At 65.9% G+C, this 14,936-nt stretch carries 8 protein-coding genes; 4 read left to right on the forward strand and 4 right to left on the reverse strand.

Annotated elements, in window-relative coordinates; translation table 11 throughout:
* Positions 1-19: 19 nt before the first annotated feature.
* The 3 genes from EAO27_RS15095 to EAO27_RS15105 form a co-directional block, all read right to left on the reverse strand.
* Positions 20-163, reverse strand: a complete 144-nt coding sequence (locus tag EAO27_RS15095; RefSeq protein ID WP_242771171.1) for a hypothetical protein — start codon at positions 161-163, stop codon at positions 20-22.
* A 5-nt stretch (positions 164-168) separates the two neighbouring features.
* The gene (locus EAO27_RS15100; RefSeq protein ID WP_242771174.1) at positions 169-1,434 is read right to left on the reverse strand and encodes a HAMP domain-containing sensor histidine kinase; all 1,266 of its coding nucleotides are present in this window, start codon (positions 1,432-1,434) and stop codon (positions 169-171) included.
* 182 nt (positions 1,435-1,616) lie between these two features.
* Positions 1,617-2,351, reverse strand: a complete 735-nt coding sequence (locus tag EAO27_RS15105; protein ID WP_242771177.1) for a response regulator transcription factor — start codon at positions 2,349-2,351, stop codon at positions 1,617-1,619.
* 429 nt (positions 2,352-2,780) lie between these two features.
* Between EAO27_RS15105 and EAO27_RS15110 the strand changes: the two genes are divergently transcribed.
* From EAO27_RS15110 to EAO27_RS15120, 3 genes are all read left to right on the forward strand, one after another.
* Entirely contained in the window at positions 2,781-5,711 is a 2,931-nt protein-coding gene (locus tag EAO27_RS15110) for a TonB-dependent receptor (protein ID WP_242771179.1), read from the forward strand.
* Between the two features lie 14 nt (positions 5,712-5,725).
* Positions 5,726-6,925 (forward strand): alkaline phosphatase, encoded by a 1,200-nt coding sequence (locus tag EAO27_RS15115; RefSeq protein WP_242771181.1) that lies wholly within the window; start codon positions 5,726-5,728, stop codon positions 6,923-6,925.
* A gap of 200 nt (positions 6,926-7,125) precedes the next feature.
* The gene (locus EAO27_RS15120) at positions 7,126-9,564 is read left to right on the forward strand and encodes a serine/threonine-protein kinase (RefSeq protein WP_242771183.1); all 2,439 of its coding nucleotides are present in this window, start codon (positions 7,126-7,128) and stop codon (positions 9,562-9,564) included.
* Here EAO27_RS15120 and EAO27_RS15125 read toward each other — a convergent pair.
* The gene (locus tag EAO27_RS15125; RefSeq protein WP_242771185.1) at positions 9,561-10,427 is read right to left on the reverse strand and encodes an ECF-type sigma factor; all 867 of its coding nucleotides are present in this window, start codon (positions 10,425-10,427) and stop codon (positions 9,561-9,563) included. The two genes, EAO27_RS15120 and EAO27_RS15125, sit on opposite strands and share 4 nt — an antisense overlap.
* Between EAO27_RS15125 and EAO27_RS15130 the strand changes: the two genes are divergently transcribed.
* Positions 10,342-14,847, forward strand: a complete 4,506-nt coding sequence (locus tag EAO27_RS15130; RefSeq protein WP_242771187.1) for a YadA-like family protein — start codon at positions 10,342-10,344, stop codon at positions 14,845-14,847. The two genes, EAO27_RS15125 and EAO27_RS15130, sit on opposite strands and share 86 nt — an antisense overlap.
* Positions 14,848-14,936: the final 89 nt, after the last annotated feature.

Consider the following 14,936-nt stretch of genomic DNA (forward strand, 5'->3'; position numbering starts at 1 on the left):
CGTCATCGACTTGCTCCGTTCAAAGAGATGAAACTTGCGCAAATCCTCCCAGTTGCGTCATCAGCGTCACAATCGGCTCGATGGCGCAATTCGTGTGGACGATGCCACCAATGGCCGATTGCGGACTGGCGGCTTTTGGAGTTGTGGCAGCATAAAGCAGCAAGACGTCTATGTTGGCCGACTAGCCGGCAGCGCAATAACGGCTCGCAAGCCGGGGCGGTGATCGAGCAGTTCGAACGAACCGCTGTGCAACGATGCAACCGCGTTCACGAGGGTAAGACCAAGGCCGCTTCCCGGTGTCGAGCGGGCATGATCGAGCCGCCCGAACTTTCTGAGCGCTTCCGCACGTCGTTCTTCCGGAATGCCCGCCGAACGGTCCGACACCTCGATCCGAACCGTGTGCCCTTCCCGCTCGGTCCGAAGGTAGATAACATTCCCGCCCGCGCCATATTTGATGGCATTGTCGATCAGGTTGGAAACCGCCCGCGCAAGAAGAACCCGGTCCCCCTGAACGACCAGGTCGCCTTCGCCTTCGAACTCCAGCCGCACCTTTGCGGCCGAGGCCAACGGACCATAGATTTCGCAAAGATCCTGCATCATCGCGGATACGTCGACCGGCTCAAAGCTCTCTTTACCAGTCCCGGCTTCTGCACGGCTGATCTGGAGTGCGCTTTCAAGGATATGGAGCACGCCATCGACTTCCTGGCCGATCATCTCGAATCGCTCCGCATGATCTTGCTTCCCACATACCGGTGATGCCCCTGCCAGTTGCATCGAAATGCGCGTGAGCGGCGACCTGAGATCATGAGCGAGCGCATCGGTCAGGATCCGGTGCTCCTCGACCAGCTTCTGAATGCGATCGAGCATCTGGTTCAGGGTGGACTTGAGGCGGTCGACGGGATCACCGCTGCCATCGGTAGCAGCGCGCCGTTTCAGATCTCCAACACTGACATGCGCTCCCAGATCTCCGATAGCGGCAACCATCCGGTTCATTTGGCGCGCCAGCGCCAGGCCTCCGACCAGTCCGATCGGAATGGCGAGCGCGAGCGCCGCAATCAGGGCTGTTAGCAGCGCCTCCTGCATCTCTGCCCGGTTGTCGAGCAACCCTCCCAAGAGCACGCGGTGTCCCGTCGGAAGCTCTTTGGCGCGCACGAGAAATTGTTCTGAATGCCCTATGCCGTCCCGCTCGAGCGTCGCCGGAATCCAGCCACCCGAAACCGGAACCGAAGCCGGCCAAACAGCAAGGTTGCCGGCAAGCTTGCGACCCGCAGGGTCGACGAGAAGAATCGCGGTCTGGTCATGATGGACGCGCGCTGCCCGGCTTTCCACTTCGGCTTTGAGCTTCGGGATTCCGCCGCTGCGAAATTGCTTGTCGAGATTGCTTTGCCGAAACTCGAGCGGGCGCGTGAATTCCGACAGGAGAATCTCGTCCACTTCCTTGTAAACATATACGAGAACCGGGATTGTGCAGGCAAGGCTCAGCAGAACGTGCAGCAAGGTGAAGCGCACACTCGTTGATGCCCAATGTCGACGCCAAGTACCGACACGTCGCCACCGTCCGATCTGGCAACCGGTCGCTTCTTCTCTTCCCCATGCGGACGAGGATTGAGCGAGGCTCACGCCTCAGGGCTCAGACGAAAGCCCACGCCTCGGACGGTGTGGAGCAGTTGCGTCAGGCCCGGACGGTTGATCTCCCGCCGAAGATTGCTGACATACACATCGATCACATTCGTCCGGGGGTCGAAGTCATAGTTCCAGACAGTATGCAGAATCATCGACCGCGTGACGATCTGACGCGGATTTCGCATCAGGAATTCGAGCAGTTGAAGCGCTCGCGGCTGGAGCGCCAGCGCCTTGCCTGCGCGCGACGCGCGGGACGCGAGAAGGTCGAGCGACAGATCTTCGAACTCAAGATGCGTCAATGCGGAAAGCGCCGACCGCCTGCGCAGCAGGACCTCGAGACGCGCAACCAGTTCGCTCATCTCGAACGGCTTCACAAGATAATCGTCGGACCCCGCCCTCAGTCCGCGGACCCGTTCGTCGGTCGATCCGATCGCCGACAGGATGAGGACCGGCGTATCGATGCCTTCATCGCGCAGCGTCTGAAGGAGCGTCAGGCCATCCGTCGCGGGCAGCATACGATCGAGGATGATCGCATCGGACCGCAGGCGCCTCGCCGCTTCAAGACCCACGCCCCCGTCCGCCGCGCAAGCGACGACATAGCCGCTCTCCTCAAGCCCCGCGCGCAGAAAGGCCCGGGTCTGCCGATCATCCTCGATGACCAGCAAGCGCGCCGCGTCGCGGCAGGCCCCCGTAGCGCCGTTTACGACCAGATTGGGTGTCGTCGACACATGCCCTCTCATCCGGCCGCCCAGATGCGGCACGAGCCGCGCCTAGGCAGCCTGTGTGACGGTTTGGCGGCAGCCTTTCGCGGCGCAAACGCGCTTCCGGACAAGGCTTTTCGGCTGGCCGATCATTAGGGAAATTTAATGAATCCGCCGCTCCAACGCGTAACAACAATGTCACGATCGAAACCTAGCTCCCGCCACGGGAGGAGGCGTAACTTCCTTCACAGGCGTTTTGAGAACAAAAAGCTCGATAATTGAAAGGACGATACGGGCGCCCGCCCGAATTCAAGAATTTCAATATCAGATAGTCGAAACACCGGAATTTCCAAATTCTCTATCACCCGATCGGCACGACGCCTTTCGGCACGGGAGAGCTTTACTCATCTGCATCGGCCCACACCGATGCTTCGACTGAATCTCTGGGGGCACCTCATGAACTGTTTTGCAAAATGGCGTACGGCCGCATTCCTCTCTTCGGCGATGATCGCGCTCGCCGCCGGAACCGCGCATGCGCAGACTGAAAGCGCACCTCAAGCGGCCGAAACCGGCGCACGCGAGGGCACGGTGACCGGCCGCGTCTACGACGAAGCGAGCGGCAAGTCGCTGCGCGGCGCGATCGTGCGCGTCGTCGGCACGAACATACAGGATTATACGACCGAGGATGGTCGCTATCAGATCGCCGCGCCGGCCGGACCGATCACCCTCCAGATCGAATATGTGGGTCTCGACACGGTCACGCGGGCGGTGGACGTGACGCCGGGCGCCAACAGCGCCGTCGACGTCCAGCTGACCAGCAGTGCGCTCAGCCGCGAGGAGATCGTCGTCCGCGCGCAGGCCAGCGGCCAGGCGCTCGCGATCAACCAGCAAAAAACCGCCAACGGCATCGTCAACATCGTCTCCGAAGAGACCTTCGGTCCGTCGCCCGACGGCAATATCGGCTACGCGCTCCAGCGTCTGCCCGGGCTCAGCGTCAACACCGATCAGGACGGCTCACCGACCGGGATCAACATTCGCGGTATCGAAGGCGACTACAACTCCTTTCAGGTCGACGGGAACCGTGTTCCGACCTCTGGCGGATCACGCGGCATCAACCTCACCAGGTTCGCTGGTGACGGCATCACGACGATCGAAGTGATCAAGGCGCCCACACCCGACCGCGACGGCGACGCGATCGGGGGCATCGTCAATGTCGTAACGCGCAGCGCCTTCCAGCGCAGCGGCCAGGAAATCGCCGTGGACGTCGGCGGCGTGTACAGTGACCTGCCCAACAAGATGGGCCACGCGGTCACTGCGCAATATTCGGACATCTTCAGCATCGGCGGCGGCGACCGGAACTTCGGCATCAGCGGCACGATCAGCAACTACCGGACCGACCGCTACTCGCTCAACCGCGACATGGACTGGGTCCAGGTGACACCGGCGAACAACCCTGCGCTGGGCCTCGAACAATATAGCGATCCTGTGTGGTTCATGGAATCGTCGCACTGGGAATATGACACGCGCGTCACCAGGACGACCACGGCCAACCTCAATCTCGACTTTCGTACCGACCCCTTCAATTCCTTCTACGCCCGCTTCGGATACAGCAATGCGGGGCGCCGCGGCGAGAAGTTCGAAACCGACATCGACATCGACACGCGCTTTCAAGACGCGGTGGGCGGCCGCAAGACCTATGCCGAACTCACGCCCGACTATGGCCGCGGCACGACGGGGAACAACGGGTCGCGCGCGTCGCGCGGGTGGATCGGGACCGAGGACGATCGCAAGTCGCGCTTTTTCTCCGCCAATTTCGGCGGCCGTCACGAAGGCACCAACGACCTTCTGACCTATGATTTCTTTTATTCGCGCAACAAGGACCGGACGACCAACGACAATGAACTCAACTTCGTCATGGAACCCGACGATCCATGGCTCCAGTTCGAATATCAGCTGATCGACGTCTCGCGCGGCGAGGTGATCATCAACGAGCTCAGCGGACGCGATCCGACCGATCTCTCACTCGTGACCGAGGGCGAACTCATCCTCAACAACTCGGTCGGTATCGAGAAGGTCTACAGCGCGCGTGCCGATTATGAACGGACCTTCGATCTCGGATCGAGCGCCTTTACCTTCAAGGCCGGCGCAAAATATTACCGTAGCAAGCGCCGCTTCGACCAGGTTGCCGACGTCTATTCGATGGACGAGGCCTTTCCCTATGCCGACGTCGCCAATCCCAATAACAAGGTCATTCTCGGCGGCAGCAAATATTTCGACGTCATCCCTGCCAAGGGCGTCGCGCTTCTGCAGAGCCGGCCCGAACTGTTCAGCTTCGAAGAAGAGGACGCGCTCGAGGACAGCTATTTCGAGGATTATGACGCCTCGGAAACGACCAAGGCAGGCTATATCATGGGCACATGGCGTTCGGGCGCCCACACCATTCTCGGCGGTGTGCGCTACGAGCATGTGAACTGGAAGAACAGCAACTACCAGGTCAGCTATCTCGACGGCGATGCAAGCTTCACGCGTGCGAAGCAGGGCGACAAATATGGCCACTGGCTGCCGAGCATCCATTTCCGCCACGAACTCGCACCGAACCTCATCATGCGTGAAAGCTACAATCGCAGCTATGGTCGCCCGCGGCTCAGCGAACTGACGCAGGGGCGGTTCGTGAACGAGGATGGCGACATCGTCGACGGGAACCCCAATCTCAAGCCCGCGCTGTCCGACAATTTCGATGCCCAGCTCGAATATTATACCGACAATGGCGGACTCTACAGCATCGCCGTCTTCTACAAGAATGTCCGCGATTTCAGCTACACGCAGGTCTACAACTTCAACAACGTCGACGCGAACGGGATCCCGATCCAGAATCCCGACGGCGACCTCGAATATGAGGTTCCGATGAACGGGTCGACCGCGAAGAATTACGGGATCGAGCTGATCGCGCGCCAGCGCTTCACCTTCCTTCCCGGCGCGCTGCGCGGCCTGAGCGCCAGCGTCAGTGCCACCTTCTCGGACAGCAAGGCGACCTATCCGAACCGCACCGACGACCGCGACCTTCCGGTTCCGGGCTTCTCGAAATTCCTCTTCACCGGGTCGCTCGAATGGGCGTGGAAGGGGTTCGAAATTCGCGCCGACTACATTCACCGCAGCCACTATGTCGAAGGTCTCGGCGACAGCATCGAGAGCGACGAATTCTATGCCGCCGAGCAGCGCGTCGACCTGCAGGCCGCGTACAGCTTTGCCAAAAACCTCCGCGCTTATGTCGCGGTCACCAATCTGACCGACGAACCGCAGGTGTCCTACTCGGGCTATCGCCAGTTCGTCGAGGACGCGAGCCTCACCGGGCGGAAGTTCCGTTTCGGCCTCGAATATAAATTCTGATCGAAAAGAGAGCGATGACGATGAAAAAAATCCTTCCTTATGGGCTCTGCCTTCCGCTCGCCCTTGCCGCCGCCGCCTCCGCAGCCGCGCAATCAAGCTCGACCGACACCTCTGCCCCGGCTGTCGCCACGAACGCCACCGCTCAGAGCGCACCGCGCACCGCGAAGAATGTCATCCTGTTCCTCGCCGATGCCGGCGGCGTGTCGGCGGTCCACGCCGCGAGCCTGCTCGCCTATGGCGAACCCCTGAAGCTCCGCATCCAGCAATGGCCGCATCTGGGACTCAGCGAGACGTCGCCCGTCGACGCCTTCGTGTCGGACTCGGCGAACGGCATGTCGTCGATCGTCACCGGCGTGAAGACCCGCAACGGGGTCATCAGCCAGGGCCCCGACGTCGAACGCGGCAAGAAGGATGGAACGCCCACCAAGACCATCCTCGAATATGCCGAAGAGCGCGGTCTGCTCACCGGCGTGATCAGCACGCAGTCGATCGCCGATGCGACGCCGGCCGCCAACTACGCACATTCGAACGACCGCAAGAAATGGGGCGAGATCTTCCCGCAGGCCTTCACGCCGCGCTTCGGCGATGGCGTGGACGTCCTGTTCGGCGCAGGTCGCCGCAAGATCGGCGAGCAGTTGACGGCCGCGGGAACGAGCTTCGACCAGTTGGCCACCAAGCACGGTCGCCCGATCCGCGCCACGCTGGCCGAGGTAACGGCAGGTGAGAAGCGTCCGGTCGTCGTCGCCGACGAGATCGACGTTCGCGCTGCTACGCTCAAGGCGCTGGACATCCTCGAGAAATCGCCGAAGGGCTATTTTCTCGCCGTCGAATGGGACGCCCACACCGACGACCCGCGCGAAGGCCTCGAGAATATCGCGAACTTCGACCGGCTGATCGCAGAAGTCGAAAAGCGCGTGAACCTCGACGATACGCTCCTGATCTTTACCGCCGACCACAGCTTCGGCCTGCAGGTCGACGGCGGGCGCCGCGGCGGCGATGTCCTTCAGGGCTATGACGCGTGGAAGGCAGCCAAGACGAAGGACGGGATCGTCCGGCTCGAAAATGTCCTGGTCAACGACACGCATACTGCCGAGGAAGTCCCTGCGCTCGCCACGGGCGCCGGCGCCGAGCGCGTCCGCGGCTACTTCCCCAACACCCACCTGTTCGACGTCATGATGAAGGCGTTCGGCTGGACGGCCGGCGCTGCAAAATAGAAACCGAGGGGCTGCGCGGTGCGCGCGCCTCATCGCTCGGACGGTGGCGAATGGCCGCTAGCGGACGGTCAGCTTTCGGCAACGATTTGCCAAAAGCTGACGTCGGCAAGGTGAAGGCCGGCTCTCTTCGAAGGCCTTTCGAAAGGCCGCTTTTACCTCGATCACCGATGATATATCCCTATTATGGGGGAGATAGCATCATGACCGCGCTCGACCGCGACGATTGGCAGGCGATCCAAGAGCTATTCGATGAACTCGTCGACCTGCCGCCGGATGCCCAGACCCAAGGACTGACGGGGTCGACGCACGTGCCCGAAATCGTCTCTGCCGTCCGCGGCCTGCTCGCCGCCTCGCGCGGCGAAGGAATCCTCGACCTGAGCCCGCCGCCACTCGGTGCGGAAGCGGCAATGGTCAGCTATACCTCGCTCGCTGCAGGGCAGGATGTCGGCGGCTTCACCATCGAGCGGCTGATCGGCCGCGGCGGGCTCGGCGAGGTCTATCTCGCACACCGCGCCGGCGCCGATTTCGACCAGCGGGTCGCGCTCAAGCTGCTGCGCGTCGACGCGGCCGAGCGCGCCGAAAGCTTTGCGCGCGAACGCCGGCTGCTCGCGCGGCTCGACCATCCCGGTATCGCGCGGCTGATCGATGCCGGGGTCGCACCCGATGGACGTCCCTATATCGTCATGGACTATGTCGACGGCCTGCCCGTCGACGAATGGTGCCGCGTCCATGCGGCCGACCTCGACACGCGGCTCCGGCTGTTTCGCGAAACCTGCGACGCGGTCGCCTACGCCCACGCCAACCTCGTCGTCCACCGCGACATCAAGCCGTCGAACATATTGGTCGACCCGGCGGGCAAGCCACGCCTCGTCGATTTCGGTATCGGCAAGCTGCTCGACGACAGCGCCGCGCTGCCCGCGACGACGCAGGCGATGCTCACCCCCGACTATGCCGCGCCCGAACAGCTCGACGGCGACGAGGCGACCGTCGCAACCGACGTCTACGCCCTCGGCGTCGTGCTCTACGAACTGGTGAGCGGCAAGAGTCCCTGGCGCGGCGAAAAATCCTCGGTGCCCGCGATGATCCGGCGCGTCCTCTATGAGGACGCCGCCCTCCCCAGCCGCGCCGCGGCCTCGGGCGGTGCCCCGGTCCCCGCGAACCGGATCGGCGGCGATCTCGACGCAATCGTGATGAAGGCGATGCGCCGCAACCCCGCCGAACGCTATCTGAGCGTCAGCGCGCTGTCCGAGGATGTCGCCCGCCACCAGCAATTCCTGCCCGTTCAGGCCCGCGACGGGTCGACCCGCTATATGGCCGGGCGCTTCCTCCGCCGCTATCGCTGGGGGGTGGCCGCGACCGCGGCAGTGCTCGCCGCATTGCTCGTCGGGGCCGGCGGCATCGCATGGCAGGCCCGCCAGACCGCTATCGAGCGCGACGCCGCACTCGCCGAAGCGAAGCGCTCGGAGGCGATCAACCGTCTGCTCAGCGTGATGCTGCGCGACACCGCCGCAACCGACGCGGGAGAGAGTGCGACGGTCAAGCAGATGCTCGACCAGACCGCCGACCGTCTCGCCAATTCGCTCGACAAGAGCGAGGAATCGGCCGTTCTCGTCGCGACGCTCTACAATCTTTATGTGAACCTCGAGGACAATCTCGGCTCGTATACCCTCGTCAGCCGGGCGCTCGAACGCGGGGTCGGCAGCGACAGCGCCGCCGCCACGGCGGACCTGAAGGTCAAGAAGGCCGCGGCCGCGGCCGCGACGGGCAATACCGGCGAAATGCCCGCGTTGATCGCGGACGCCGAACGCGTCTTCGCGACCGATCCGGTGCGCTATCGCCTGCAGATCGTCGAGTTGAAACAGGCCAAGGCGCAATATCTGCGCCGTACCGGCAAGACCGAGGAGGCGGTCAAGCTGCTCGTGTCGTTGCTGCCCGACGCCGAGGTCGTGTGGAAGGAAAACCACCGCGACATGCTGTCGATCTACAACAACATCCTCGTCTACATGATCGAACTCGGCCAGCTCGACCAAATGACGCCGATCATCGCGCGCGCCGAGGCGCTTATCGCGCGATCGGGCGAGACGAACAGCGGGTCGGACCTCAATATCCGGCAGCTCAAGGCGTTGCGCCTGATCCGCCTCGGCAAGCCTCAAGAGGCCGAACCCCTGCTCGTCGCCCTCGTCGCCCAGCGCCGCGCGACGCTGGGGGAATCGGCGGGTCTCGCGGTCGACCTGATGCAGCTCAGTCGCGCACAGATGCCGCTCGGCAAATATGCCGAAGCGCGCAAGGCGCTCGAGGAAGCCTGGCCGATGGCCGCCGACAATCTGTCGCCCAAGGCATTGCCGACAATCATCATCGGCGCCGCGCTCGCCGAGGCACGCGCCGAGTCCGGCGATATCGACGGCGCGCAGGCGCTGGTCACCCGGCTCCAGCCCCTGTTCGACGCCGCAGCGCCGGGCCTGCCCACCGGGGTTCTCGCGCGCGCCCGCGCCATCCTCCGGCTGAAGCAGGGCCGCCTCGCCGAGGCGCGCAAGGAAATCGACGCCGCCGACAAGATCTTCCGCGAAGCCGGTCCGAATGGCGACTCCTATCTCCCGTCGGTCGCCGCGCTCCGCAAACGCATCGCCGCGGGCCGCTAGGTCGCCGCCATCTCCTGATGGATCCACGCGCGCGCCTGCACCCACCAGCGGCGCACGGTGCGGTCGGTTACACCCAGAACGTCGGCGGTTTCGCGCTCGTCCATTCCGGCAAAGAAACGGCAATCGACAACTTGCGCCAGATTGGCATCGAGCCGCTTCAATCCCTCTAGCGCTTCGCCCAGCCTCAGCACCTGCTCGTCCTCGGGTACGGCGGCAGCCAGTGAATCGAGGCTCTGGGTGAAGCTGAAATCGCCCGCCCCGCGCTTCGACGCCAGCCGGGCCCGCGCTGCGTCGATCAATATATGCCGCATCGCGGTCGCCGCGCAGGCGAGGAAGTGCGACTGGCTTTCCCAGCCGTCGGCGCGGCGCAATTTGACATAAGCCTCGTTGATCAGCGCGGTCGTCTGCAGGGTCTGCGGACCGCCGGCGCGATAATGCTCGCGCCGGGCGATCGTCCGCAACTCCTCGTAAAGCGCGGCGACGAGCGCATCGGCCGTTCGCGGAAATTTTTCCGAAGGAGGCGTGTCCGGTTCGATCGCCTTTTCCCGTCTTACCTTTTGCCAGCCGTTTTGGCCGTTCGATTTTATGCGGACGCACCAAGGCTTTGGCAAGCGTGATCGCCGGTCCGCCGGCATCGCGCGCGGGGCCGACATGCCGGACGAGCGAAGCCCCGAGGTCGCGTTTTCATCGCAGCCGCACCGCGCGGCGAAGGCAAGGGGATTACCGATGCGCCAGACCACCAGATTGCTTCTCACCGTCGCGCCCGCGGCTTTGGCCTTGTCGCTGTCGGCACCGGCACACGCCGACCCGACACCCGAATGCAACAGCGGCTCCGCGGCGAACGCGACCGAATGCGGCGCCAATGCCGAGGCCGATGGCGAGGATTCGACCGCCGTCGGCGCCAACACCGCCACCCGCCAGCAATCGACCTCGATCGGCAGCGGGGCCCTGTCGGGCTTCAACTCGGTCGCGACGGGCTATAATTCGGTCGCCTTCCTGAACGCCGTCGCCGTGGGCAGCGGCGCCGTGACCGGCAATCAGGGCACTGCCGTCGGCACCGGCGCACGCGCGACGGGGACCCTCAACGCCACCGCAGTCGGCACCGGCGCACAGGCGATATCCGAAAACGCGACAGCGCTCGGCGCCATCGCCGCGGCCGAAGGCGAAAATGCGACCGCAATCGGGTTCAACACCAAGACGCGCGACCAGTCGACTTCGGTCGGCGCCAATGCCCTGTCGGGGTTCAACTCGGTCGCGACGGGCTATAATTCGGTCGCCTTACTGAACGCCGTCGCCGTGGGCAGCGGCGCCGTGACCGGCAATCAGGGCACTGCCGTCGGCACCGGCGCACGCGCGACGGGCAGCCTCAACGCCACCGCGGTCGGCACCGGCGCACAGGCCATTTCCGAAAATGCCACGTCGCTGGGGGCGAGCGCCGCGGCCGAGGGCGAGAATGCGACCGCAATCGGGTTCAACACCAAGACGCGCGACCAGTCGACCTCGGTCGGTGCCAACGCCCTCTCGGGCTTCAACTCGGTCGCGGCAGGCTATAATTCGGTGGCCTTCCTGAACGCAGTCTCGGTCGGCGGCGGTGCAGTCACGGGCAATCAGGGCACCGCTTTGGGCACCGGAGCGCGCGCGACGGGGACCCTCAACGCAACCGCGGTCGGGACGGGGGCACAGGCGACCGCCGAAGAAGCGAGCGCGCTCGGCGCCTATTCGACCGCCGGCGCCGACGATGCCACGGCGGTTGGCGTATTCGCCAATGCGACGGGTGCCAACAGCGTCGCACTCGGCCGCGGCTCGGTCGCCGATCGCGGCAACAGCGTGTCGGTCGGCATGGCAGGGGGCGAACGCCAGCTGACCAACCTCGCCGCCGGCACCGCCGCGACCGATGGCGTCAATGTCGCGCAGCTCGACGCCGCCATCGCGGGGGTTGTGGCGGGGTCCAACCCCTATGTCGGGGTCAATAGCACGGGGGCCCCCGCGCAGGCGACGGGCGACGACAGCTTTGCCGCCGGCGGCGGCGCGCAGGCGCAATCCGACGGTGCGACCGCCATCGGGTCGGGCGCGGTCGCCAAGAACGGCAAGGCAACCTCGATCGGCTTCGAGAATGTCGCGTCGGGCGACGGCGCGGTGGCGATCGGCGACCCGAACAGCGCAACCGGCACCGGGGCGATCGCCGTCGGCGCCGACAATGTCGCCACGGGGACCGCCGCCATTGCACTCGGCAATCTGAGCAATGCGACGGGCAATTCGGCGATCGCGATGGGCGATCAGGCAGCGGCCTCGTCCGACGGCAACGTCGCGGTTGGTGGCCTCTCGCGGGCGACGGGCACCGAGACGATCGCGATCGGCCCCGACAGCCAGGCGACCGCAGCCCATGCCGTCGCGATCGGGGCATTCAGCCGCGCGGCCGCCATGGACGCCGCCGCGCTGGGCTGGGGCGCGCGTGCAACGGGCATCGGCTCGACCGCGACCGGCACCTTCGCCGAAGCGAGCGGCGAGCGCAGCACGGCAACCGGCCGCGACAGCATTGCCAATGCGACAGGATCGACCGCGACGGGCAATCTCAGCCGGGCAACGGGGTTCAACAGCACCACAACCGGTATCGGCGCGCAGGCGACCGCCGAAAGCAGCAGCGCCACCGGCTCCGGGGCGCTCGCGACCGGCGGTTTTTCGACGGCAACGGGCAGCTTCAGCGAAGCATCCGGCACGCGGAGCACCGCGACCGGCGACTTCGCCCACGCGACAGGACTGCAATCGACCGCGACCGGTGCGGGCAGCACGGCCTCCGCACTGGACGCGACGGCCGCTGGTTTCATTGCCGAGGCCAGCGCGGAAGGCGCAACCGCTGCCGGGACCTTTGCCCGCGCGCAGGCGTTCCAGAGCACCGCGGTCGGCCGCGACAGCCTCGCCAGCAGCGATTTCGCAACCGCCCTGGGCAGCGATTCGCAGGCCATCGCCCTCAACTCGGTGGCGCTCGGCAGCTTTTCGGTCGCCGACCGCGCCAACACCGTTTCCGTGGGCGTGGCAGGGGGCGAGCGGATCATCGCCAATGTCGGTGCCGGCACCGCGGGAACCGACGCGGTCAACCTCGCCCAGCTCAACGCCGGGCTGGCTGGCGTGGCCGCCGGCGCCAATCCCTATGTCGCTGTGAATTCCGCCGCCGCGAACGCACAGGCCGGCGGCCTCCGCTCGATCGCGGCCGGGGGCGGCGCCCAGGCGAGCGGCGAGGGTACGGTTGCGGTCGGCGAAAACGCCACCGCGGCGGGGGCGTTCGGAATCGCCATCGGCGGCGGCGATCTGCTCCCGACGCGCGCCAGCGGCGATTTTAGCATCGCCGTCGGTTCGCAATCGGTGGCGAGCGGCCGCGACGCCATCATGATCGGCAATATCGGCGGCGCCACCGGCGACGATTCGATCGCGATCGGGGCGGGCGCCTTTGCCAGCGCCGATCGCTCGACCGTGCTCGGCGACGCCGCGACCGCTGCCGCGCCGAACAGCGTCGCGATCGGAGCGGGGTCGAGCGCCGATCGCGCCAACACCGTTTCCGTGGGCGCAGCGGGAGCGGAACGGATCATCGCCAATGTTGGCACCGCAACCGCGGGCACCGATGCGGTCAACCTCGACCAGCTGAATGCCGCGATCGCGACGCAGACGGCAAGCGCTGCCGCAGCACAGACCACCGCCGATACCGCATTGGCGAATGCAGCCACGGCCCAAGGCACGGCGAACACGGCGCTCGCCAATGCGGCGACGGCACAGGCGGCCGCCGACGCGGCGCTGGCCGGGAATGCCAGCAATGCGGCCTCGGCGGCTACGGCGCAGTCGACTGCGGATACGGCGCTGGTCAATGCCGCGACGGCGCAAGCGACCGCCAATGGTGCGCAGGGTACCGCGAACAGTGCTTTGGCCAATGCCGCAGCCGCGCAAGGCACCGCCGATACCGCGCTTGCGAACGCCGCGACGGCGCAGTCCGCGGCCCTCGCGGCGCAGGGGACCGCGAACACTGCGCTGGTCAATGCAGCCACCGCGCAGGGCACGGCCAACACCGCCCGACTCGAAGCGGCACAGGCACAGGCCACCGCCGACACCGCGCGCGTCGAAGCCGCGACCGCGCAGAGCCGCGCCGACGCCGCCTTCGCCAACGCCGATGCGGCGCAGGCGACGGCGGATCAGGCGCTCGCCGCAGGGCAGACCAACGCCGCGGCGGCGGCAACCGCACAGGCGACCGCCGACACGGCACGAACCGAAGCCGCGGCGGCGCAAGCGCAGGCCGATACCGCGCGCGCCAATGCCGCGCTCGCGCAGGATCGTGCCGATGCCGCCTTTGCCAATGCCGGGGCGGCGCAGGCGACCGCGAACAGCGCGCGCAGCGAAGCCGCTGCGGCGCAGCTGACCGCGACGACGGCGCGTTCGGAAGCGGCCGCCGCCCAATCGACCGCGAACACCGCGCTCGCCAACGGGACCTATTTCCGCGCCAACAGCACCGGGCCGGGGCCACAGGCCACCGGCGTCGACTCGATCGCGGTCGGGCCCGGCGCCCTCGCCAGCGGCAACCAGTCGGTCGCCATGGGCGCCAACGCCCGCGCACTCAACGGGCAGGCGGTATCGATCGGTGCAGGCAATACGGCCTCGGGCAATGGTGCGGTCGCGATCGGCGATCCCAACATCGCGACCGGGACCGGCGCCGTGGCGCTGGGCGCCAACAACACGGCCGTCGGGACGGGCGCGGTAGCGCTCGGCAACGCGAGCAGCGCCACGGGTGACGGGTCGATCGCGATCGGCAACGGCGCCGTCGCCAGCCGCGCGGGCCAGGTCTCGCTCGGCAATTCGGCGAGCACCTACACGCTCGCGGGGGTGGGTTCGACGGCGAGCAATGCGGCCCAGACGGGTACGTTGCGGCTGCTGACCACCGACGCCGCCGGCAACCTCGGCACCTCGGCCCTCGATATCGCGACGCTCGGCGGGCTTCCCGGCCGGGTCAATCTGCTCGAACAGCAGGCGGCAGCACTCGACCAGCGCACGCTGGTGCTCGAACGCCATGCCGAACAGGCGAACGGCGGCATCGCGACCGCGATGGCGATGGGCGGCACGATGATCGTTCCCGACAGCGATGTCTCGGTCTCGTTCAACCTTGCCACCTATCGCGGCGAACAGGGTTTCGCCGGCGCTGCGGTCGTCCGGCTTGCGCCGCGGGTATATGTCAGCGGCGGCATCGCGGGATCGACGGTCAAGGGCTCGACCGGCGGCCGGGTCGGCGTCGCCTTCGGTTTTTGATGATCCACATCTCCGTTCCCGTCGCCGGAAACCGGCCGGTTCCGGCGGGATGAGGCGGGATGAGCTTGCCGAACAAATTTCTGATCTCA

The organism is Sphingopyxis sp. YF1, assembly GCF_022701295.1.
Classification (GTDB): Bacteria; Pseudomonadota; Alphaproteobacteria; order Sphingomonadales; family Sphingomonadaceae; genus Sphingopyxis.

Bases quoted from the DNA above. Each gene is read 5' to 3' on its own strand.
- EAO27_RS15120 (WP_242771183.1), top strand. From the start codon at position 7,126: ATGACCGCGCTCGACCGCGACGATTGGCAGGCGATCCAAGAGCTATTC.
- EAO27_RS15110 (WP_242771179.1), top strand. From the start codon at position 2,781: ATGAACTGTTTTGCAAAATGGCGTACGGCCGCATTCCTCTCTTCGGCG.
- EAO27_RS15115 (WP_242771181.1), top strand. From the start codon at position 5,726: ATGACGATGAAAAAAATCCTTCCTTATGGGCTCTGCCTTCCGCTCGCC.